This window comes from Lewinellaceae bacterium, assembly GCA_020636105.1.
Lineage (GTDB): Bacteria > Bacteroidota > Bacteroidia > Chitinophagales > Saprospiraceae > BCD1.
Map to the genome: position 1 here is coordinate 4,322,107 of JACJYL010000001.1, position 25,465 is coordinate 4,347,571.

General features: G+C 46.2%; 10 protein-coding genes. All 10 read left to right on the top strand.

The genetic code is table 11. The features are described from left to right. Positions 1-122 precede the first annotated feature (122 nt). The 10 genes from H6571_16230 to H6571_16275 all read left to right on the top strand — a co-directional run bounded on the left by H6571_16230 (position 123) and on the right by H6571_16275 (position 25,328). Entirely contained in the window at positions 123-1,016 is an 894-nt protein-coding gene (locus tag H6571_16230; protein ID MCB9325287.1) for a SprB repeat-containing protein, read from the top strand. A 1,078-nt stretch (positions 1,017-2,094) separates the two neighbouring features. Next, entirely contained in the window at positions 2,095-5,379 is a 3,285-nt protein-coding gene (locus H6571_16235; protein ID MCB9325288.1) for an isoleucine--tRNA ligase, read from the top strand. 481 nt (positions 5,380-5,860) lie between these two features. After that, the gene (locus H6571_16240) at positions 5,861-6,250 is read left to right on the top strand and encodes a hypothetical protein (protein ID MCB9325289.1); all 390 of its coding nucleotides are present in this window, start codon (positions 5,861-5,863) and stop codon (positions 6,248-6,250) included. Between the two features lie 123 nt (positions 6,251-6,373). Then, positions 6,374-7,663: a DUF58 domain-containing protein gene (locus tag H6571_16245; protein MCB9325290.1), complete on the top strand. Its 1,290-nt coding sequence runs from the start codon at positions 6,374-6,376 to the stop codon at positions 7,661-7,663. A 284-nt stretch (positions 7,664-7,947) separates the two neighbouring features. After that, positions 7,948-8,451: a T9SS type A sorting domain-containing protein gene (locus H6571_16250; protein ID MCB9325291.1), complete on the top strand. Its 504-nt coding sequence runs from the start codon at positions 7,948-7,950 to the stop codon at positions 8,449-8,451. Between the two features lie 92 nt (positions 8,452-8,543). Further along, complete coding sequence (locus H6571_16255; GenBank protein MCB9325292.1) at positions 8,544-11,588, top strand: hypothetical protein; 3,045 nt, start codon at positions 8,544-8,546, stop codon at positions 11,586-11,588. 175 nt (positions 11,589-11,763) lie between these two features. Next, positions 11,764-16,734, top strand: coding sequence for a fibronectin type III domain-containing protein (locus H6571_16260; GenBank protein ID MCB9325293.1), 4,971 nt, complete (start codon positions 11,764-11,766; stop codon positions 16,732-16,734). 397 nt (positions 16,735-17,131) lie between these two features. Then, positions 17,132-17,635 carry a T9SS type A sorting domain-containing protein gene (locus H6571_16265; protein ID MCB9325294.1) on the top strand — a complete coding sequence of 168 codons (504 nt, stop codon included), beginning with the start codon at positions 17,132-17,134 and terminating at the stop codon, positions 17,633-17,635. A 17-nt stretch (positions 17,636-17,652) separates the two neighbouring features. Then, positions 17,653-22,377 (top strand): fibronectin type III domain-containing protein, encoded by a 4,725-nt coding sequence (locus H6571_16270; GenBank protein ID MCB9325295.1) that lies wholly within the window; start codon positions 17,653-17,655, stop codon positions 22,375-22,377. Between the two features lie 38 nt (positions 22,378-22,415). Beyond that, complete coding sequence (locus H6571_16275) at positions 22,416-25,328, top strand: hypothetical protein (protein ID MCB9325296.1); 2,913 nt, start codon at positions 22,416-22,418, stop codon at positions 25,326-25,328. Positions 25,329-25,465 lie beyond the last annotated feature (137 nt).

Consider the following 25,465-nt stretch of genomic DNA (forward strand, 5'->3'; position numbering starts at 1 on the left):
TTTATTCTCTTCCCCTCTCCGCCACCATCCAAATCACCTCCACCCCAATGCATATGCGGTGAAGGAGGAGAAGGAAGCATAGAAATAGAAGCCACCGGAGATGCAGGCCCATTTACTTTTGAATGGGTGGGGCCAAATGGCGTTATCCCGGAGGAAACCGAGCAAAATTTAACAGGATAACTGAAGCCGGTTTTTATTCCGTCATTGTCACCAATGCTTATGGCTGCCAAACGTCTCTTGGGCCGGTGGAGATTGTTATGTGTCCGGGCATAGATGAACTCAATATCGAAAGCACTCCAACCTGCGAAAATGAAATGGACGGAAGTATTCATCTTGCTGTAACAGGAGGCATTGCCCCATTCACTTACCAATGGAGCAACGGAGCGACCTCCGCAAACCTTTCTGGCATTCCCGGCGGTACTTATAGTGTCACCGTCACAGATGCGAATGGATGTACCGCCACGGGAGAAGAAACTGTTACAGAGTACCCCGTTCCACAAATAGATGCAGATATAATGCTGTCTTCCTGTGCAAATATTGCGAATGGAGAAATATCATTGAATATTAACAGTGCAATTCCCTATCAAATCGAATGGAGTAATGGTGCTACAACAGCTACATTGTCCAACCTGACGGGAGGAGATTACACTGTTACCGTCACGGACGATAATGGCTGCTTGGTTTCTGAAATTTTCTCCACCCTCCCTACCGAACCACAAGCCGAAATGCCCTATATCAAAAAAGTCCAGGTCTTCTCCGAAGCCGTCTCCAACGGCACCCAAACCCTCATCTATGATGGTGAATGGGTCCCCGCTTCCTCCGGTTGTATTGTTTTTACCGGCGGTATGGAGAGTATTAGTGATGAGTTGTTTGCGAGTATGGATAATGGAGATCAGATGTTTTATATTGAAGCAACAACAAGTAAAATCTTAGACGATTTGAATCTTGTTGTGGGAGGGATCCCAGCTTATGATCCTGGGGGGGGGGAGGAGAATTTTGGACTTTCACGATTATAGAAGGTTATGTTGATTTATTTGTTTCGGATGGAACCTTACAAGCGGGTTTACTATTCTTAGGGCAAGATGAAACAGGTAACGATCTAGTTGAATTACCCCCGATATCTGAAGCACCCCACAAAAAAAAATTCGAAGGACAAGGCCTGCCTGCTCCGCCGGAAGGCCTGGGCGATCTGAATTACTTTTATACTGAAACAAAAACATAAGGCCGACCACCTTGGGCGTTGGATTTTTGTGCTTTGGTAGAATGTGGAAATTTTGGATTTTGGGAATAATATTGGATATATTGATTTGTGAAAAGGAATGGGTTATTTTTGGTCGGGTGATATGATGAGCGTCATTGGGGGGTGTGCTTTGGACAATCGGAGGTAGCCGATTTAGAATTCGGGTGCTCCAGAACCATTGTCGTTTACTTACTATCGGGTGAGACCTCTTACTCGGGTGAAAAGGGTGCCGTGCCGCTGGCATTTGGTTTGTTTTTTGCTTTTTGGGAACGGCGGTGCCTCTCGTAAAGGGATATCGTGCCTCTGGCACTCCGTTTATTTGGTGGTAATAGTACTCAGGGCCGCAGCGTTCAGCGGAGGCTGGCGAGGGACGAGCAGTACCAGGGATGGGAGCGATAGCGGACAGCCCGGCGCCGAACACAGTGAAGGCGGGGACCCAAGAGGAACTGAAATTTTACCTGAGCCTCAAACTTGACTTTTATTTTAATTACCCTTACTTTTACCCCTTCAATACGAATAAAATTATGTGTTCTTCATTTTACATTATTAACAGCATTATTATTATCGGATTGCCCGACAATCTGTGAGTTGCTGTATGATGTAAAAACAAAAAAGCGCTGGCAGATTGAAATTTGCCGGCGCTTTTTTATTTGGGGCGAGAAGTTCCAGGAGTTCATTCCGTACCACCAGTAGGGAGAAGGCGTAGGGTGCGCAAAGGTTTCTCCGCGTCCTCTGCGCCTTCTCTGCGAACTCCGCGGTTAAATTCTGCCGTTTAAAATTTTATGAACACCCCTAATTCGTAATTAATACACTACTTAATTATCTTTGCGCAGTTTTTAAAAAAATGAGACAAAATGTACCAGGAGTTTAAGAATCTTGATCTGCCGAAAATCGATGCCGAAATGTTACGCTTTTGGGAGGAGAACGACATCTTCCATAAAAGTGTCAATCAACGCGACCCGGAAAACAGCTGGGTCTTTTATGAAGGCCCGCCATCCGCTAACGGAAAGCCGGGGATTCACCACGTTATGGCGCGAACCATCAAGGATCTTTTCTGCCGCTACCGCAGCATGAAAGGACAGCGTGTGCAACGTAAGGGCGGCTGGGATACCCACGGACTTCCGGTGGAACTGGGGGTAGAGAAAGACCTGGGCATTACCAAGGAAGATATTGGGAAAACCATCACCATTGCCGAATACAACCGACACTGCCGCGAGTCGGTGATGCGCTACAAGGATATGTGGGATGACATCACCCGCAAGATGGGGTATTGGGTGGACCTGGACGATCCCTATATCACCTATAAAAACGAATATATCGAATCGGTCTGGTGGCTGCTGAGACAACTTTACGACAAAGGACTCCTGTACAAAGGGTTCACCATTCAGCCGTATTCTCCTGCTGCAGGAACCGGATTGAGCTCTCACGAGCTTAATATGCCGGGAGCCTACCAGATGATCAAAGATACTTCGGCTATTGCTCAATTTAAGGTGAAAGGCTCGGAAAATGAATACTTCCTCGCCTGGACAACCACGCCATGGACGCTGCCTTCCAATACGGCCCTGGCTGTTGGAAAAAATATCACTTATGTAAAAGTAAGGACTTACAACCGGTACACCCAGGTACCGACGACCGTCATCCTGGCCAAAGATCGTTTGTCTTTTTATTTTTCCGAAGCCAATCCTGACCTCCAGCCTGAAGAGGTTAAGGCCAATAATAAACCTATTCCTTATATCGAAATAATCGGCGAGGTCAAAGGCGCCGAACTTGAAGGCATGGAATTTGAACAACTCATGCCTTACGTTCAACCCGACAAGCCGGCTTTTAGAGTTTTGATCGGCGATTTCGTTTCTACCACCGACGGTACGGGTATCGTACACATTGCCCCTACCTTTGGTGCCGATGACTTTATGGTGGCCAAGAAAAACGACATTCCGCCATTGATGGTCAAGGATGCCAATGGTAAGGCCATTCCTTTGGTGGACGACCAGGGAAGATTTGTGCCCGAGGTGACTGATTTCGCCGGTCGTTATGTCAAAGATTACGGACAGGTGGAAGAACGCCCGGTGGATGTGGATATCGTGATCAAATTGAAGGAGGAAAATAAACTCTTCCTTTCAGAAAAATACGAACACTCCTATCCGCACTGCTGGCGGACCGACAGACCCGTTTTATACTACCCGCTCGACAGCTGGTTTATCCGTGCTTCGGCGGCCAAGGAAAGGATGTTTGAACTCAATGATTCCATCAACTGGAAGCCCAAGTCAACCGGGGACGGTCGTTTCGGGAAATGGCTCGAAAACCTCCAGGACTGGAACCTTTCCCGTTCCCGCTACTGGGGCATCCCATTGCCTATCTGGAGAACGGAAGATGGCAAATATGAAAAATGTATCGGTTCGGTAGAAGAATTGAAGGAAGAAATCAAGCGGGCCAATGAAAAGCTGGGTAAAAACCAGGTATCCCCTGAAGATCTGCACCGTCCTTTCATTGACGATGTGGTCCTGGTGGCCGATAATGGTGAGCCGATGACCCGTGAGACAGACCTCATCGATGTATGGTTTGACAGTGGTGCCATGCCTTATGCCCAGTGGCATTATCCTTTTGAAAATAAAGAAGTTTTCGAACGCAGCTTTCCCGCTGATTTTATCGCTGAGGGAGTGGATCAGACAAGAGGATGGTTTTATACCTTACATGCCATCGCTACCATGGTTTTTGATAAAGTAGCATTCAAAACCGTAGTATCCAACGGATTGGTACAGGATAAAGAAGGCAAAAAAATGTCGAAACGACTCGGCAATGCGGTGGAGCCTTTTGAAACCATCGAAACTTACGGAGCCGATGCTACCCGCTGGTATATGCTCTCGAATGCACAAGCCTGGGACAACCTCAAATTTGACCTGGCCGGACTGGATGAGGTGCGCCGTAAATTTTTCGGAACGCTCTACAATACCTATGCTTTCTTTGTGCTTTACGCCAATGTGGATCAATTTAAATATACAGAAGCCGATATCCCGCTGGAAAAAAGGCCTGAAATCGACAGATGGATCATTTCGTTGCTGAATACCCTGGTGCAGGAAGTGGATGCAGAATACGGGAATTACGAAGCCACGAATGCTGCCCGAAAGATCATGACCTTTGTCGATGATCACCTCAGCAACTGGTACGTGCGCCTTTGTCGCCGCCGGTTCTGGAAAGGCGATTATTCCGAAGATAAGATCGCTGCCTACCAGACCCTTTATGAATGCCTGGTAACCATCATGAAACTGATGGCTCCGCTGGCTCCTTTTTTCAGCGACTGGATGTTCCGTAATCTGAATAGCGTCACGGGAAAAGAGAATCTTGAATCGATCCACCTGGCTGACTTTCCAAAGGCTGATGAATCCGTGATCGATAAAGCGCTGGAAGAGCGTATGGATTATGCCCAGCGTATTGCTTCCCTGGTCTTGTCCTTGCGCAAGAAAGATAAAATGCGGGTGCGTCAGCCATTGAAGCGGATTTTGCTGCCTGTTCTGAATGACAATTTCCGAGAACAGGTGGATGGGGTGAAAGACCTGATCCTCGCAGAGGTCAATGTCAAGGAACTCGAATACATTGTCGATACAAGCGGGGTGATCAGTAAAAAAGTGAAGCCCAATTTCAAAACCCTCGGCAAACGCCTGGGCAAGGATATGAAAGAGGCCATGGACGTGATCTCTGCCTTGGGGCAGGAGGAGATTGGGCTCATTGAAAAAACGGGAACTTTCGCTTTATCGGTCAATGGCGCCACTTACGATCTTACCCTGGAAGATTTTGAAATCCTCACTGAAGACATTCCCGGATGGCAGGTGGCTTCTGACGGCCCGCTGACGGTAGCTCTGGATGTCACCATCACCCCGGAACTCGAAGCGGAAGGCATGGCAAGGGATCTCGTCAACAGGATCCAGAACATCCGTAAGGAAAAAGATTTTGAGGTGACAGACAGGATAAAAGTGAAGGTCGAAAAACATATTGCCCTGGATAATGCGCTGGAACTTTTTGGGGATTATATCAATAATGAAACCCTGGCGAATGAGCTCACCCTCGTCGGGGAGGTACCTGGCGGACAGGAAGTTGAACTTCCCGGGGAAGTAAAGGTCATGATTTCGGTGGAGAAGGTTTAGTGGGTTACTGGTTTCTCGTTGCTGGTTTCTCGTTTCTCGTTGCTGGTTACTTGTTGCTGGTTCCCTCATTGCGTGCCGCGGATGTCGCATTGCTCCATTACTGGTTGACTTGTCACAATATTGCTTGAGCTGACTGTTTACTTGTTGCTGGCCGGGCTATTGGAATAATACCGGGGAAGGAAAACAATGGGCATTAACGTTGCGTTCTATGGTAAAGAAGTATTGATTGGCGTGACAGATAATTTTTCCTTTTGAGAAAAATGCTATAAGGAACATCAAAAAATAACTTTCTCATTTGCATCCCGCGCCCCCGGCCCGCTAAAGGGGAGTACCCGTCCCAAATGAGTAAGTTGTTTTTTGAACATTAACTGAGGGACAAAAATAAATTGAACTATTTTGCGGCAGACTCCTCTTTAGGGTTGGGGCGAGTGAGAGCAATTGTTCAATTTAATTTTGTCCACCTGCTTACTAATTCAGAAAAATGAATGTTACAAAATATTTTCCGGCCGTATTGTTGCTTTTCCTGCTCCCGTTTGGTTTTTCAGGGTGCAAATCCTCTGATCCTCTGGCGGGTACCGGCGACCATTATGCCTGCAACGGTACCAATCCTTTTTGGAAATTGGACATTTCTACTGAGAAAATCTCTTTTGAGTTACTGAGCGGGGAAAAAGAGATCTACCCTTACAAGGCTCCCGTAACATCTGACAATCGCAAGTTATTTGTCACCTCCAGGGAAGTTGACGACGGAAAAAGCTGGCTGAAAATATCGATTGAGGAATCTTCCTGTTTTAATTCAGTAGCCGGAAAGAAATTCCCGTTCAAAGTTGAAGTTGACAAGGATGGTGAACTCTTTTATGGCTGCGGGGAATAAATCTCCCTTTCCCAAAAAGGGGCTAAAAGTTAAGTATTTCCTATCTTAGAGGTTTAGTAATTCTCGATCATTGATGCACACAGCCAAATTTTGAAAAATCTATACCTTACCAACCGGTTTTTTATGATACTGGGGGCACTCGTTGCCTTTTTTGCAGTGGCTTTTTTTGTGCCTGCATTTTTCCTGCTGGCGCAATTGTGCCTTGCAGCCCTGGTCTCAGTGGTGGTTTATGATATTTTCAGGTTATTCAAAAGATCGGTTCGGGTGCGGGTGCGCCGGCGGGTGCCCAAAATATTGTCCTTAAGTGATGAAAACAAAATTCATCTCGATTTACACAATCAGTCTGGGATACCGTTGAATATTTCCATCATTGATGAATTGCCCTTCCAGTTGCAGAAAAGGGATTTTCTGGAAAAAATGTCGCTTGACCCGGATGAAAAAGGCAGACTCACCTACGAAATTCGTCCGGTGGAGCGGGGAGAGCATCATTTCGGGGCCATCAACCTTTTTCTTTCAACCTCCGTTGGGCTGGTGGAAAAAAGATACCGACATGATTATTCCATGATGGTTCCTGTTTACCCCTCCATTATCCAGATGAAAGAGCTCGAACTTCGGGCTTTCAGCAAGATCAGCTTTTTCGAAGGCATAAAAAAAATTCGGAGGATCGGTCACAGTTATGAATTTGAGCAAATAAAAAATTACGTACAAGGAGATGATTACCGGGCGATCAACTGGAAGGCCAGCAGTCGGAAAGCTACTTTGATGGTCAACCAGTATGAGGATGAACGCTCGCAGCAAGTGTACAGCATCATCGATAAGAGTCGTTCCATGCGAATGCCCTTTGAGGGCTTGAGTTTGATGGATTATGCCATCAATTCCACCCTTGCCCTGTCAAATATCATTCTGAAAAAACACGACATGACCGGCCTGATCACTTTTTCCGACAAGATAGGGGCTACCATTAAGGCGGATGGACGACCTTACCAGTTACAAAAAATTTTGCAGGCTCTCTATAATGAAAAGGAAAGGCATACCGAGGCCAATTATGAAATCCTTTACCAAATTGCCAGGAAGTTGATCACGGGCAGAAGCCTCATCATGCTTTACACCAATTTCGAGAGTATGCATGCCCTGGACCGGATGTTGCCTATCCTGAGAAAGATCGGAAAAATTCACCTGCTTGTGGTGGTCTTTTTTGAAAATACCGAAATACGCGATTTTGCTTCCAAGGAGGTAGATACCCTGGAAGACATTTATCACCAGACTGTTGCCCAAAAATTTATTGCCGAAAAGATTCAGATGGTGCAAAAGCTTCGCAATTACGGCATCCAGGCCGTGCTCACCAAACCGGAAGATCTTTCCCTGAATACGGTAAATAAATACCTCGAATTGAAGGCCCGCGGCTTGATTTGACCTTTATTAGCCATTTTTTTGAGTTTAGTTGCCCGTTTTCGGAACTTTTCCATGTAACTGATGTATTATTGCATATAAATGGATTTTTTCTTAGTTCCAGCCCAAATAATCGCATAAAACAGGTATAAATACCTGTTTCATTGTTTCCAATCCTGCTGTATTATTGCGATACCATCTTTGCTGGGAATAAAATTTAAAACTTTCTCCAAATTTTTCGTTGGAGAGGTTTATCATTTTCTCTGAAATACTAACATCAATTGATTCTGAACAAAACCTATATTATTATGAAGGAAAAATTACTAATGTTTGTGATGCTGTGCCTAAGCAGTTACACAATGTTTTCCCAGTCTTTCGATCGGTCAGTGCTTGCCAGCGATGGCGCTACCAGCTCTATCGGAAGTGTTACCCTGGACTGGACCCTTGGAGAACTGGCCACCACAACGCTGGTTACCGAAAACGGTATGCTGACTCAAGGGTTTCACCAACCGCAACTTTCTGTTTCCACCTTACTATCTTATGAAAATCTGGAAGCTTTTTACCACGTGCAGGTTATGCCTAACCCGGTGTCTTCCTTATTGTACGTAAACGTTACTTCTGATCGGGAAGAAGCCTTAAGCGTTTACCTGCTCGACCTCAACGGGAAGGTACTGAAAAAGGAAAAAATCGATTTTCCTTTTGATCCGCTGCAGTTTGATATGACCAGGTATCCTTCGGGTTTATATGTCATTCGTGTAATCACGGAAGACCAGCATCCGATCGGATTATTCAAAGTAAACAAATTAGATTAACACTTAATTCCATAACGATTTTTTGAAAACGGTGGATCACCCTTTGGGGTTGGCTTGTCCTGTTTTTGGGAAATTATTTAAACTTCTGAAAAATGAAAAAAGTTTTTATACTTTTCGCTCTTACCCTTTTTACTGTGGTATCGCTCATGGCGCAGACGGTACCGGCAGGAATGAAATACCAGGCCGTAGCCAGAGATGCTAACGGCGAAGTGCTGGCCCTCAAGAGTGTGGGGCTGGAGATAAAACTGTTGGCCGCGGGCCCGACCGGAAAAACAGCTTATTGGGAAGTCCATCAGGTGACGACCAATATTTTAGGGTTGTTTACCATTACCATAGGGGAAGGCAAAAATAAAGCCGGAATCCTCCAGGAAGTTCCCTGGAGTAGTTATGAAATATGGATGAACGTTGGGCTTGACCCTGAAGGTGGCGAAAATTTCACGACCATCAGCACCACAAAACTCCTGACGGTTCCTTATGCTTTTCACGCCGGTACTGCGGATAACCTGGTTACAGAAACCGGAAGCGGAACAGAAAAAACAGCCGCTTTCTGGAAGGTGGACGGCAACGTCCTGACCAATCCGCTTTACCATTATGTTGGAACAAGAGATCACCTTGATTTTATTTTCAGAACCAACAATATAGAGCGTATGCGTATCACCAAAGACGGTGATGTGTATATGAAAAACAGCCTTTTTATTGGAGCCAATCTTGATGTAGGTAATGATGCACACATAGGAAGAGACCTGGATGTGGATCGTAACGCCAATGTGGATTTTGATGTGCATATCGGACAGGATCTCGATGTGGATCGTAATGCCAATATTGATTTTGATGTACATATCGGACAGGATCTCGTAGTAGATCGTGATGCCGAAATCGGGGATGACCTGACGGTTAAGAAAAATGTTTACCTGAACACCGTAGGAGGCGAAACCTTAAATAATGGAAATTTCACGGTAACGAACCAGAAGAGCACCTTGCTTTCAGGGCTGCTTACCGTTGATCTGGCCACTGATTTGAATGCTTCCCTGAATGTGGACGGGCCGACGAATTTGCAAAGCAGCCTTAGTGTGAATAATATGTCTCCTTCCACCCTTTCCGGAACGCTGTTGGTGCAGCAGGATGCGACCTTTAATCAACATTTATTAGTGGACAATCCGGCGCTGAGTTCTACTTCAGTAACCACAGGAGGTTTGGTGGTTAACGGTGGAGTGGGTATTGGAGAAAATCTGAATGTGGGTGGGGCATCTGCTTTTGGCGGTCCTGTGAATTTTGCAGGAGCTGTATCAATTACCGATGCAACGGAATCCACCAATTCCACAACCGGAGCCTTGGTAGTGACCGGTGGGGTAGGCATTGGCAAGCGACTCAATGTTGCGGGAGCTACAGCTGTTGAAAATACGACAGAATCTGCCAATTCAACTTCAGGAGCCTTCAAAGTGGCCGGTGGAGCAGGGATTGTCAAGAACCTTAATGTAGGCGGAATTGCTAAGGTAGAAAATACAACAGAATCAACGAGTGCCTCCACAGGAGCTTTGAATGTAGTAGGTGGAGCAGGTATTGGCAAACGACTGAATGTAGGGGGAACGGATGAATCTACCAGTTCCACTACCGGTGCATTGGTCGTAGCAGGTGGCGTTGGTATCGGGAAAAAACTTAACGTGAATGGGGTTACCAAAATTGATGCAACAGCCTCTACGGCTACCAGCCTTATTGTGAAAGGAAATGTGGCTACTTCAGCGGGAGTTAACCCAACAACTACTGCCGCCCAGCACGTGGCCAACTTTGAAAATACTTCTAACGGCAACGGGATCTCCATTAAACTGGGAGCACCAATCCCGCATAATAAGAATAACTTCATCACTTTCTATAATTCCAATAATGGAACGGTAGGTAGAATTGAGGGAGAGGATTCTGACGAAAATTCAGGCGATTTTGGCAGAAACCAGGAATATACAGATTCTGAAGCTTTTCTGATTACAGATATCGCTTTTGCTACTTTGGATATTGTCATTGCCGGGCTTGAATCCGTTCAGGCAAGTGTTGACCTGGCGGCAGCGTCTTCATCCTCCACCGCTTGTGCAGGACTTGGCGCTTGTATTACCACCCCTATCCCATCATTGATTGTTGCCGCCATTGCGGAGGTCGCCTTGAAAATTGCGAATGTTGCATCACTGGGAGGGAACCTGGTAAAGGCAAGTGCAGCTTTGGTCGTATTTAGAAATACACATAAAGCACTGGAAGGCATCACTTTTGCTTCAGGTTCTGAAGACTACGCGGAGTATTTACCTAAATTGAACCCGGACGAACAGTTTGTGCCCGGAGATATTGTTGGTGTAAAAAATGGATTTATTACAAAAAACACCAATGATGCGGACATGATCATGGTTGTTTCCCTCAAGCCTGTTGTGCTGGGAGGATTGCCACCTGATGGAAATGTAACAGGTTTGGAGAAGGTAGCTTTTATGGGACAGGTGCCGACCAGAATTATGGGAAAAGTAAGTCCTGGAGATTATATCCTGGCCAGCGGATTCAACAATGGTGTTGGAATGGCAAAGAGTCCGGATAGAATGAAATCTTATGATTACAAGAAAATCTTAGGAGTAGCATGGGAAGGAAAAGAAGATTCAGGTTTAGATTATGTCAACACGGCTATCGGACTGAATTCAAATGATATGGTTGATCTTTATGAAGTACAAAATCAAGAAATTAAAGCCTTAAAGGATCAACTTAATAATACCAATGCCATCCTGGCGAAATTGGTTCCGGGATTTGCAGAAGCTGCGAATATTGAAACCAATGACGAAGTTGTTGGTCATGATCATGCTGACCATGAAACAGTTTCAGCACCAGCTGTTACAGGAGCAGATCAATTTGTCTCTCACTCTTCTTCCAGCGAAATTGTTTATTTCAATATTGACAGACAGCAGTTGGAGGAAGGTTTGAAATTAGCCGAGGACAATGCCAGAAGAGTATATGAAAAAAATGGCTTGGACATTATGGATCATCCTTTCTGGAATAGATTAAATACGGATCCAAACTATAAGGAAGAATTGTTTGAGGAGATCCAGGAGGAATTAAAGTATTCCTTCCATACGCATAAAGCAATTAATGAAAGAATTATTGAAAAGAAATAAGGAGAACATTTGTACTACATCGCATTTTTTCACTGCTCAGTGTAAATTCTGATTGATAAATTATCAGGAAGGATTTATAAAATTGGATTAAGGCGGTATTCAATTAATTAACGTGTAATTAATTCTATACCGCCTGCTCCTTTTCTGCAGGCACTGAGTGTTTCAATTTCAATAAATGAAAAATCATAAATTTATGAATTCGCTGATGAAGCGATTCATGCTCATGGCCATTTCCATTCTCTTTTTGAATTGGCCTTCCGAAATGATGGCACAGTTGTCACAACAAATCGTCCTTCCGACAGATGGTTCTTTTTCTTCTGAAAACAGTCCACAGGGAGGCCTTCGGTATCAAAGACAACTCTTCTTAATCACCCCTGATGAAATGGCGGCATCCGGTATCCCGGCTGCAACCGATCTCAATTCAATTGGATTTACCATCGCTGCCGCTCAGGATATTCCGACAGAAGCAGACTTCAAACTCTATCTTCAAAATACAACGGATACGGAAAGCCGCTGGGATATGGACTGGACAGAAGTAACTACTGCAACCAATTCATTGGAAATCATGGGGTTATTTCCGGGAGATTACCAATGGCAGGTTCAGGCGGTTTGTCCCGAGGAGCCTTCGTCCTTTACAGATGTGTTGGAATTTTCAACGGCTGATCTTTCCGGCTGTAATCAACCGATGAATTTATCTGTAACGGCCATTACGGCATCGAGTGCCACTTTGCAGTGGTATGCACCGAATTCTCCTGGTTTTAGCAATTATAAAGTAGAGTATAAGCCAATAGATGACAACACCTGGTTAGAAGCTGTTCCCGCACCGGCGACGGCGATGTCTGTTGACATCGCCGGGTTAATCTCTTCAAAGACATACCAATGGCGGATCAGAACATTTTGCGGGGCAGATTCATCTCAATTAAACCAGAACTCCTTTACGACGCTTAATGTGGATAATTGTAATGAGGCTGATCCATTAAGCCTGATGGTCAGCAGTCTTCCGGATACCACCGCTTCCTTTTCCTGGGATGCCGTAACGGGAGCTAACAGTTATAGCCTGAGGTTTCGTCGTGTAGGTTCTTCTGTTTGGTTTTCCACCTTTGCTTTTACAAATAGTTTATTGCTGAATTTCGGGCTTGAGCCCGGAACCAGGTATGAGTGGCAGGTCAGGGCAGACTGTGATGCAGGCCAGGGTGCCTATGTAGCCGGAATCAATTTTCTAACCGTAGGTGATGTTCAGTGTTATTCGCCAACTAATTTATTTGTTGACAATTTATCTGACAATACTGCAACCCTTCACTGGACTTCCACCGAAGGTGCTACATCCTACAACATCAGGTACCGCCTGAAAAATTCTATTTCCTGGACAAATGCGATCGCGCCGATGGCCGAAATAGGGATTGAAAATGGCAAGATCACTATTCCTGATACCATAGGTAATTTCGTTATTCCATTTTTCGCTCCGACGGCGACATTCACCTATTCTGGAAATGGATTGTACGTCGCCTTTGAATATTCCAATCCGACTGACCCGCTTTCGTCATTGAACAAGGCGCTGACTACCAAGGAACATTCGGTAATGACCGATCAGTATGGTATGGAAACACGGACGATCCTTTGCCTTGACGGAAAAAACGATACCACGGATGTCGAATTGCCTGAGATATTGACTGTTTCTGATTTTCGACCTCAGACAACATTTGGGTCTGCCGATTTTATTGATAGCGTAGCCGTTGAAGCGGTCTATGCCCTTGGACACCTCTCTACCCGGTTTTCCGGAGACAATACGGTTTCGGCCCTGGTGAGTAATTTTGATATAGAGGATCATACTTTTATGGTTCATTTTGAAGTTAGCGGCCCTGAGACATATACTGAAACCAAACCACTGATGGTTCCTGCAACCGATTCTTTAATCGTTAGTTTTACGGACTGGCATCCGACCATCGAAGGGGATTATACATTTTCTGTCAGCATTGACGCGCAACCCAACGAGAATGTATTGAGTAACAACCAGGCTTTTTACGCCCAAAAGGTGGGGCCTTCAACGATTGGATTCGATGATGGTTCGGCCAAAGTGACTCACGCAGGGTTTGGAAACGGAGAAGGTTTGATTTTGGTGAAACAAAGTATTACCGGTTGTGGGAAAGTTAATTCAGTAGAGGTCTTTTTGGATAAAACAGCTGCCGATGGTGATCGTGATTTATACGCTGTGGTGATGGATGATATGGGTACGATCCTGGCTACCTCATTCACCCTAAACCCAACCGACAAAGAAACCGGAAATTATCATAGTTTTTATTTTGCGGATCCTCCAACTGTGACCAACAGCACTTTTTATGTAGGATTGGCACAAATAGAAAATACAGACGAAGCTTACTATCCGGTAGGGGTGCAATATGAAACAACATTCATTCGGGAAGGCGCTTACTTTAGAGCTGAATTAGATGGTACGGTTTTGACGGACGTTCCTTATCCAGGCAGACTGATGATCAAAGCGGAGATCGTTCCTGAGGCACTGATTCCGGTGATTGATGGAGACCTGGTGTTGTGTAATGGCAGCAGTAACCTCTTATCCGTCAATTCATTCCGGACGGTCCGATATGCCAATGAAGTTGTGGATGTGAGTCCTGTTGCGGATGAACTACCCTTTAGCGGCCAGCAGGCACTTGGCTCACCCGAGGTGTTCCCCGGGGGAGGTATCAATGGTGAAGCCTGGATGACAGCCGCTTCCGTGGCTCCGGCCGGGTATATTGAGTTAGGTTTTGCAAATTCCGGACCTATTAACTATATCGACATCTACGAATCGTATAACCCTGGCGGTATTGAAGCGGTTTATGTTAAGGATCCCATAAATGGTTTTGTGCCGGTATCCTTAGCTACGACAGTTCAATTGGGAGATACTTCAAGGATCAACAGAATATTATTACCCCTAACGGCATTTGATGTGTCAGAAGTTCGAATAGAAATGGCTGTGGATACTATATTCCACGGTATTGATGCCGTTTCCATCGGAGAAATCAGTGCGGCTGATCCGATGACCACCTATTTGTGGTCAACAGGAGATATGACTTCATCCACCTCTGCGAATGCTGCGGGAACTTATACGGTAACAGCAACAGATGCAGGGGGGTGTGTGAGTACTACAAGCGTTGATGTCTTTGATGCAGAAGCGGTGATGATGCCTGCCATAACAGTGGACGGTGGTGCACCTACCACTTTTTGTACAGGAGGCAGTGTTACTTTGACAGCAGGTGAAGACTCAAATATTCTCTGGAGTACCGGAGCGACGACACAAAGCATTGTCGTTTCCACTTCAGATTCCTATACTTATGACCTGACAACGGGTTGTGGTACACTTACTTCTGATCCGGTAGTGGTGACGGTAAACCCTTTACCAAGTGTTAGTATCACAGGAGATCTCGGCATTTGCATAGCCGGTACGACTACGCTGGATGCCGGAGCGGGATTTGCCAGTTATACCTGGACGAACGGAGCGACAACGCAAACCACCACGGTGGGTTCGCCCGATGAATATTCTGTAATGGTCACAGACAATAATGGTTGTCAAAATTCAGCCACAGTCGTTACGAATATCGTTGCACCACCAACACCTGCCATCAGCGGAAATTTAGGTTTCTGTCCTGGAGAGACTACCGTCTTAACAGCAGAGGCTGGATTTGCCAGTTACAATTGGTCAAGCGGCGGCACCGGCGGTGATCCATCGACTCAGTCGATCACCGTAAATACGGCAGATGTTTTTACCGTGACGGTGACCAATGCGAATGGATGTGAAGGTTCAGGCAGTACGGCTACGTTTATCCATACCCCTCCAACACCATCCATATCGGGAGCCTCGGGCTTTTGTCCGGGTAATTCCATCGTCCTCGATGCTGGTGCAGGATATAATGCCTATAATTGGTCTGACGGCGGCACAGGTGGAGATCCATCAGGTCAAACCATTACCGTAGATGCCGGAAATACTTATTCTGTTGTCGTTACAGACGGCAACGGATGTACCGGAACGGACAGTCAGTCAGTGACGGAGTTTGTCCCGCCGACCCCTCCTATTATTTCGGGAGGATTGACCTTTTGTGGAGGCAATACTACCATTTTAGATGCCGGGGAGGGGTTGTCTTCCTACCTCTGGTCTACGGGAGAGACCACGAGTTCAATTGTGGTGAGTACGGTAGGAACCTTTTCCGTAATGGTTACTGATGCCAATGGTTGCACGGGTGCTGATGCGGTAACGACCAATATGGATGGAGCCTTACCGGAAACACCGGGCCCAATATCCGGTCCTTCTATGGGATTGTGTGGCGGATCAGGGTTGGTTTATTCCATTGACCCAGTACCGAATACGACCCACTACGAGTGGACCGTACCGAATGGTATGACGATTGTAAGCGGACAGGGAACTACAAGTATTGTGGTGGATGCCATACCTAATTTCACCTCAGGAATTATTGTAGCCAAAGCGAATAATGCCTGTGGTCAAAGTCCTACTTTTGGCCAGCAATATATATTGGCACAAGGATATCCTGACCTGCCGGGTACGCCTCAGGGGCTCTCCGTTATTTCATGTGAATCTGCGGGTTATTATACGATTGATCCGGTAGCCGGAGCGGACTCCTACAACTGGACCGTACCTGCGGGATCGGCTATTATCGGCGGGCAGGGGACCAATACTGTATTGGTCAAGTTTTACAACTTCTCTGGTGCCGGCGACATTTGTGTAGATGCAGTGAATAGTTGCGGAGTTAGCCTTTGTTGTATAGGAAACTGCCTGAGCATTACCTGTACCAATGAGGTGATCGATCTTGCAGGACCGGGAAGCGGAGATGAAGCTTCGGTAGATGGAGCAGAGATCGTCAAAGGAACGACCAAAGTGTTCGAAGCGTTAGGTGTATATCCTAACCCAAATAACGGTCAATTCCGTCTTGAAGGAATGATTCATGCTGAGGGGGCAATGGAAATCATGATCTATTCCCTTTTGGGCGATCTGGTACATTACGAGCAAAAAGGAATCGTTTCCAAAGGTATGTTGAAAGAAACCGTAGTTGCGCCGCATCTCGCTGCCGGGACTTACCTGCTGAGGGTAAAAATCGGATCGGACACCTGGAATTCGAGAGTTATCATAATGAATTAATATCATGAGACGGTAAAATTTGCCGTCTTTAGACAAGTTGAAAAAAGGAGCTGTTTGACCTTGGGGTTAAGCAGCTCTTTTTTTTATTTGATCCTCGTCAATAATTGGCTTCTCTGACTAAAAATTATCACTGGTAATTTTTTCATGAAAACATATAGCATTTTGTTCTTACTGTAAATGAAGAAACAAAATACTTTTCTTTTTTTCGTCTGAAGTAAAAAACAGGTATAAATACCCGTTTAATAGTTAAAAATACTATTCATTTTTGTTGTAATAGCTCTCTCCGTTGGTGAAAGGAATAATTATTGCAAAATCTCCTTGATTTTTACAGTTCAACGTATTCAATATTTTCTCTTATTATATAGCATTCGATTTTGAACAAAACTCCTTTTTGATTATGAAAAAAAAATTACTAATGTTTGTGATGCTGTGCCTCAGCAATTACACAATGTTTTCCCAGTCTTTCGATCGGTCAGTGCTTGCCAGCGATGGCGCCACCAGCTCTATCGGAAGTGTTACCCTGGACTGGACCCTCGGAGAATTGGCCACCACAATGCTGATTACCGAAAACGGGATGCTCACCCAGGGGTTTCACCAACCGGAGCTTTCAGTTTCCACCTTACTGTCTTACGAAAACCTGGAAGCCTTTTACCAGGTTCAGGTTATGCCTAATCCGGTATCTTCCTTATTGTACGTAAACGTTACTTCTGATCGGGAAGAAGCCTTAAGCGTTTACCTGCTCGACCTCAACGGGAAGGTACTGAAAAAGGAAAAAATCGATTTTCCTTTTGCTCCGCTGCAGTTTGATATGACCCGGTATCCTTCGGGTTTATATGTCATTCGTGTACTCACGGAAGATCAGCAGCCGATAGGTTTATTCAAGGTTAATAAGCCAGACTAAAAAAACACCTATATATTATGAATAAAATAATACCTAAATACCTTTTTCCCTTTTTTGAACTAAAAGGCCTGACGCTTTATTTTCTGTTGTTTTTGGCTGTAACGGCCAGCGCCCAGGAAACGACTGTATTGCCATGGAACGGTTCATTTTCCCCGGAAAGCGCTCCCCAGGGAGGCCTTCGTTTTCAAAGAAGCCTTTATTTGATCAGCCCGGCCGAAATGAGTGCAGCCGAGCTTTCTACAGGTTCGGTCATTCAGTCCATTGGTTTTACCATTGCTGCGGCACAAAACGATTCCACGAGAGGAGCCTTTAAGGTTTATCTTGAAAATACGGCTGACATGGAAAGCAGACTGGATCTGGGGTGGACGACCGCTACGACTTCTGCCAATGAGTTATTGCTCGATCAGCTTCTTGAAGGAGATTATGAATACCAAGTGAAGGCCATTTGTGGAACAGATTCCGGCTTTTCGGGTCTTTTGGATTTTCAAACCAGTGATACGCTTAATTGTAACCGCCCCGGAAATCTCAGGGCTTTAGATATTACTTCCACCGGGGCCACCTTGAGTTGGAGCGCACAATATTCCACCAATTTTATGGAATATAAAGTCGAATATGGGCTGGCCAATTCCAACTCCTATGTTTCCATGACAACCATGGATACTTTTCTGATGATTTCCGGATTAACAGAAAATACCTCCTATCAATGGAGGGTGACGACGAGTTGCGCCGGAGATGAGTCAGCGGGCATATCCAATGCTTTTAAAACAGAGGTTCCTGATAATTGTGAGGAACCTTCAGGGCTGTCTGTCAGCACAGTTACCGATACTTCTGCAGTGGTCAACTGGATCGCCGCGACCGGGGCTATTTATTATGAAATAGAATTTCGTAGGCTGGGCAGTGCTGCCTGGAGCAACGGTATCGCAGTGGCCACCCAAACCCAGCTCAATGGGCTAATTCCCGGAGCAGCCTACGAATGGCGCGTCAGAACAGTCTGCGGCGCAGGGAAAGGAGCTTTTGTCAATAGTATGGATAATGTTATTACAACGGGGACTACACCCTGCTTCACTCCCCAGGGATTAGCCGCTTATGTCCTGAATGACACCAGCGCTGTATTGAAATGGATCGCTGTACCCGGGGCCACGGCTTATGAAGTCCGTTACAGGCTCAAAAATTCCATTTCCTGGGCGAATGCCATTGCCCCAATGGTTCTTGTACATACCGATAGTATCAACCTCCCGGATAGCATTGGCGCTTTTTCTGTGCCATTTTCCGGAGCGGGCATAAGTCCTTTTACTTATACCGGGGGAGGCATTTATGTTGCCTTTGAATGGTCCCGGTCAGTCGGGGAGCTGCGCACCAATAGTTTCGTGCTGGCGACTACAGAAAATACGATCCTTCAAAATGCAGCGGGCATTGATTCCGCCCAGGTGGTATTGGCGTTGGTTACCAGGGCGGATACGAGTGATATCGCCCAGAGAGATATTCTGTTTTCCACCAACCTTCGACCGGAAACGCGTTTTGGTTCGTCAAGTGTAAAGGATAGTGTTGAAGTGGTAGCGGTTTATGCCAATGGATTTTCAGCGGACCCCTACGGGAGCCCAGTACCCATTTCTGCATTGATTAAAAATCACTCTGCCGGCGTTCAGGAGTATACGGCCACCCTGGAAGTCAGGGATCAGGCTACCGGTGCCCTGAGGCATACGGATAATCAAACGGTTTCTTTTGCAGGAGATACCGCTATGGTGGTAACCTTTGCGCCTTATTCCCTATCGGTCAATGAAACGGATTCGGTGATCGTTTCCGTTCCTGCATTGGGGGATGAAAATGTTGTGGCCAACAATTCAAACCACTATCTGACAAAGATCAATAGCTCCATTGTTGCTTATGCGGATCAATCTGATCAGGTGACTTCAACCGGTTTCGGCACCGGAACAGGGCTGATCCTCGCACGGTATAAAATGAATGGTTGCGGAGCCGTCAATGCTGCCCAGATTTATCTCGACTATTCAGCCATAGGAGATACCATGTATGCTGTAGTCATGAATGAAGCAGGAGCGATTATCGATTCTTCAGCAGTTTTCATTGCAGGGGAGGAGGATGTTAATACCTATCATTCTTTTTACTTCCCCGATGTGCCTTTATTGGTAAACGAAACGTATTATATAGGATTGGCCCAGGTAGCCCATCCCGGGGAAACCTATGATCCGGTTGGCGTCCAATGGGAAACCGCCTTTGTCAGGGATAGCGCCTATTACCGTGCCGATATTGACGGAACGAATCTGACCCACATGCCTGACCCCGGCCGATTGATGATTCGTTCGGAAGTTGTACCAGGAGGGGAAACGCCCGTGATCAATGGTGACCTGACGTTATGTTCTGGAGACTTGAATACCCTTTCTGTGGCCAGTGCCAATACCCGTTATGCAACGAGTATAAAAGCCGTGAGCACTCAATTTGCAGATGCCGATTATGCTTCGCTTCAGGTATTGGGAGCCCCGGATATTTACCCGGCTTATGGCTCTAATACGGGCCAATGGCTGAGCAGTTCACCGGATGAACCAAGAGAATATATTGAATTAGGGTTTTCAAATCCTTCACCGATCAATTTTATTGATATTTACGAAACACTGAATCCGGGGTCCGTGGATACCGTTTACGTTAAAAACCCGGGAACGGGCATTTTTGAAATGGTTTACACCGCTACGGCAACAGAGGGCCCGGAAGTGGCTGCCCGAAATCACATCACCTTCCCGCTGACCACCTTCGATGTTTCCGTCGTGAGAATTGCGATGGCATCTGATTCTGTATCCGGGTATAATGGCATTGATGCGGTGGGGATCGGGGAGGAAATTCCGGCAACTTTTGCTTCTTACTCCTGGTCGACAGGAAGTTCGGCCGCTACCATTGACATAAGTGTGGCGGGTACCTATGCCGTAACGGTGACGGATGGCAGCGGATGCATAAGCTCTTCAAGTGTAGTAGCGACGAGTGCCGATCAGGTGACTCCTGTGATTACAGTGCTTGAGGGTGCTTCGACGACTTTCTGTGCAGGAGAGAGCATCGTCCTCATGGCCAGTGAGGCCAGCGATATTGTCTGGAGTACGGGAGCGACTACCCCAAATATTGTAGTTACTGGCTCAGGTTCCTACACCGTTGATTTTGATGACGGTACAGGCTGTGGCATAAACACTTCAGCACCTTTGGTGGTAACGGTGAATCCCCTACCTGTGGTTGATATAACGGGTTCCCTGGGAATATGTCCTTCAGGCTCTACCAACTTAAACGCCGGAAGTGGATTTGCAGCTTACAGTTGGTCAACAGGAGCTATGACACAATCCATCCCCGTAATCAGCCCGGGGGGATATTCCGTGACAGTGGTCGGAGTGAATGGTTGTGAGGGATCGGGCAGTGTGACCACTTACCAGGCGACACCGCCCAATCCGAACATTTCAGGCGACACCGGATTCTGTCCGGGAGGCAGTGCGACCTTAAATGCCGGCGCCGGATATGCTTCCTACAGCTGGTCAGCCGGCGGAACAACGGGACAAACGCTAACGGTAAATACCGCAAATACGTATTCCGTAACAGTTTCTGACAACAATGGATGTACGGGATCGGACAGCCAGGTGATAACCGCTTTCGTCCCGCCCACGCCACCGATCATTTCAGGAGGATTGACCTTTTGTGACGGCAATACTACGGTATTGGATGCAGGGGCAAATCTTGCTTCTTATTTGTGGTCAACCGGAGCCACCACCAATGCTATTGTGGTGAATTCAGAAGGTACTTTTTCGGTCACCGTAACTGATGTCAACGGTTGTACAGGATCTGATCAGGTGATGACTTCATTGGAAGGAGCATTACCCGAAACCCCGGGACCTATTACTGGCCCCAGCATGGGATTGTGTGGCGCAACCGGGTTGGTTTATTCCATCGATATCGTACCCAATACCACGCACTACGTATGGACCGTACCGAATGGCATGACTATCGTAAGCGGACAAGGCAGTACAAGTATTACCGTTGACGCCATCCCGAACTTTACTTCCGGGATTATCGTAGCCAAAGCATCGAATACCTGCGGACAAAGTCCTACCTATAACCAGCAATATTTATTGGTGCAGGGTTATCCTGATGTGCCGGGCACGCCTCAAGGGCCGGCATCTATATCCTGCCTTTCAGTCAATTTTTACTCGGTAGCTCCTGTGTCGGGAGCCGATTCGTATAACTGGTCCGTTCCTGCGGGAGCAACTATTCTTTCCGGACAGGGAACCAATACCATTTTAGTCAAGTTCTTCAATTTTTCCGGTTCCGGAGAGGTTTGTGTGGATGCGCTCAATGGTTGTGGCGTCAGTATTTGCTGTATGGACAATTGCCTGACAGTCACCTGTACCAATGAAGTCATCGACTTTGCAGAAACGGGAGGGCTCAGTGATGAAGCCACGGTAGATGCATCGAAGATCATAAAGGGAACGCCGAACCTTTTTGAAACATTAGGCGTATATCCGAATCCGAATAACGGCCAGTTCCGACTGGAAGGTATGGTCGATGCCGAAGGAGACATGGAAGTCATGGTGTATTCCCTGTTGGGAGAATTGGTGCATTGGGAACGAAAAGGTTTTGTTTCAAAAGGAATGATCAAAGAAACCGTAATGTCTCCGAATCTTCCTGCCGGCACCTATTTGCTGAAAGTAAAGATCGGATCCGAAACGTGGAATTCGAAAATTATCATCATGGATTAATCATTTAATAATCTAATCACCTAATACTATATTTTATTATGAAAAAATCATTATTAATACTATCATTTTTAATAACTACAGTGATTTCATTGATCGCTCAGGGAGTGCCCGCGGGCATGAAATATCAGGCAGTAGCGAGAGATGCCGATGGAGAAATACTCGCCCTCAAAAAGGTTGGCCTGGAAATTCGGTTGCTTGCCGAAGGCCCGAAAGGGAGAACCGTTTTTGCTGAAGTCCATCAGGTTACCACCAATGTTTTAGGGATGGTAAATATTACCATTGGAGAAGGAAAGCGTAAAATCGGTTCGCTCGAAGAGGTGGAATGGAGTAATGATGAAATATGGATGGAGGTAGGCTTTGACCAGGAAGGCGGGGAGCATTTTACGACAATTAGCACGACAAAACTGCTGACGGTGCCTTATGCCTTTCATGCCGCCACTGCGGATAATATCTTAACCAGCCCTGAAAAGCAGCTCGTTTTTCCTGATCCGATTTGTGCGACGGATGTATGCGATTGTAATGGTAGTTATACAGAAGTTAAGGTTTATTACTTTGGCCCTAATGGCGTTGATATTGAAGTTTACGGGAACAGTTCGCTGACGACCCTGATTACCTCCTTTACCGGGGTAAATAAAGGCGACCTGTTGGTGATTGATGGTACTTCCACGGCCATTGGTTCCCTTTATAGTAAAACTTTCTTCAAGATCACCAACCTTGCAGGCGAAACCTGTGTGAATTATTTCAATACCCGTTGTCCCACAAATTCCTATCCCGGTGCATTGGAAGACTATAAAATCGTGGGCAAATCCTTTGGTAGTTTTACCGTTTTTTCACGTACCGATCAGGAATCTGGTACAGAGTGCACCGTTTCCGATACCGGACAGGACTGGCACGTGGGCGGTAATATTATCGAAGCTTCCAACAACACCATGGGTACCCGTAATAATGAAGATTTTAATTTCATCTCAAACGATATTCCGAGAGGTATCTTCACCAAAGACGGCGACTTAAGTATCTTTAATTCGGTGAATCTCAATACCCTTGGAGGGCAAACTTTCAACAACGGTGATTTTACCGTGGCTAATTTAAAATCAACCCTTTTGTCGGGAGAACTTACGGTGGATCTGGCCACAGATTTGAATGCTTCGCTGAATGTGGACGGGCCCAGTAATCTGCAAAGTAGCCTCAACGTAAATAATAACAGTGCCACCCAGTTATCCGGTACTCTTTTGACCCAGGGCAACGCCACTTTTAACCAGCATGTTTTATTGGATAATGCGGCCCTGAGTTCAACGACGGTAACCAGTGGTGCTTTGGTGGTCAACGGAGGGGTTGGCATCGGAGAAAACCTGAATGTTGGCGGTACCGCTAAGTTTGGCGGGCCTGTTGAATTCGGTGGCGCTGTGGCCATTACGGATATTACAGAATCTACCAGTGCCACCACGGGAGCGTTGGTCGTGTCAGGAGGAGTAGGGATAGGCAAAAGACTCAATGTGGACGGAGCCGCCCAGGTAAATAATACCTTTAAAGTAGAAACAAGTAGTGTAATTGCTATCCCGGGCGGGTACGATCCGGATTTGACGGATGTCGCTAAAGTGGGAACAGGACACATTGCTGAGTTTCGGAATACGGGAGATGGCAGCGGGGTTTTGGTACAGTTGGGGGCAGGTACCCCGCACAATAAGAACAATTTTATGACCTTTATCAACAGTACGGGCCAGATCGTTGGACGTATTGAAGGGGAGAATGGGGCGGCTGATCTCAGCAATAACAGGGGATACCAGGACGATATCGATTTTGCCAATGACGATATCACCCTGGAGAGCGTGGCTCTGGCGATTGTCGTGGCAGAAGGAGTAATGCAAACCATTGAACTCGCCGGAGCCATTGGTTCCTCAACAGCCTGTGTAGGGTTTGGAGCTTGTGTTACCACGCCATCGCCGGGAGAAATTGCTGCCGCTGTGGCTATGGAGGTCATTGCCGTGGCGAATATCGCCCTGCAGACTGCCAACCTTGCCGTAGTGGTGGATAATAAAAACCAATTCATCAATACTTACATGGCTGAAATAGGGGTGACGTTTGCCTCAGGAGCGGAAGATTACGCAGAGTATTTACCCAAACTCAACGAGGAGGATAAATTTTCTCCCGGACAGGTGGTGGGAATGAAAAACGGGTACATCTCAAAAAATACCTGGGATGCCGATAGAATTATGGTTATTTCTCACAACCCTGCGGTACTGGGTGGTTTGCCTGGCGGCGGCGAGGAACATAAATATGAAATGGTAGCCTTCCTCGGCCAGATTCCAACCATGGTCATAGGCAAAGTGACCCCCGGTGATTATATTCTGCCAACGGGAAATGGCGATGGTTTTGGTATAGCCAAACATCCTGATCTTATGAGAATGGATGATTACAACCAAATCCTCGGCGTCGCATGGGAGGCGTCAAAAAATGCAGGATTCAATATGATCAATGTTGCGATCGGGTTGAATACCAATGACCTGACCGATGTGGTGGACCGCCAGAATGAGCAGATTAAAGCTCAAAAAGCAGAAATCGAATCGCTGAAAGATAAGATGGATATTTTAGCGGACCTCGTTCCCGGGTTCAGGGAAGCTGCCGGTATGGAAGCGGCTCATGAAACGCACGACCCTGTAGGAGAGATTATGACTTCTTTCCCCGCAGGAAGTATCGAACAACAGGCCATCGATGCCGCAGACAGAGGGGAAATGATCATGATAGAAATTACGCGTGAGTATTTTGAGGAAGGCCTTGAACTTGCCAGGAAAAAAATGATGAGCGCCGGAGTGAAAATCGAAGATCATCCATTCTGGAATAAAATCGATTCCGATCCTTCTTACAAAGAGTCCGTATTCAGGAGAACAAAAGCGAAAATGGACGAAACGCTTCATTATCACAATGATATCAATAAGCGTTTGGGACAGCATTAATAAGAAATAAAAAAAATCCGTCCGATCCGTCCGATCCGTGTTCCATTTTACCTAAAACAATGGAACACGGATTGAACGGGTTAAACGGATAAAAACGGATTTTTTTATTTCAGCCTTTATTTCAGTTAACTTTTCTA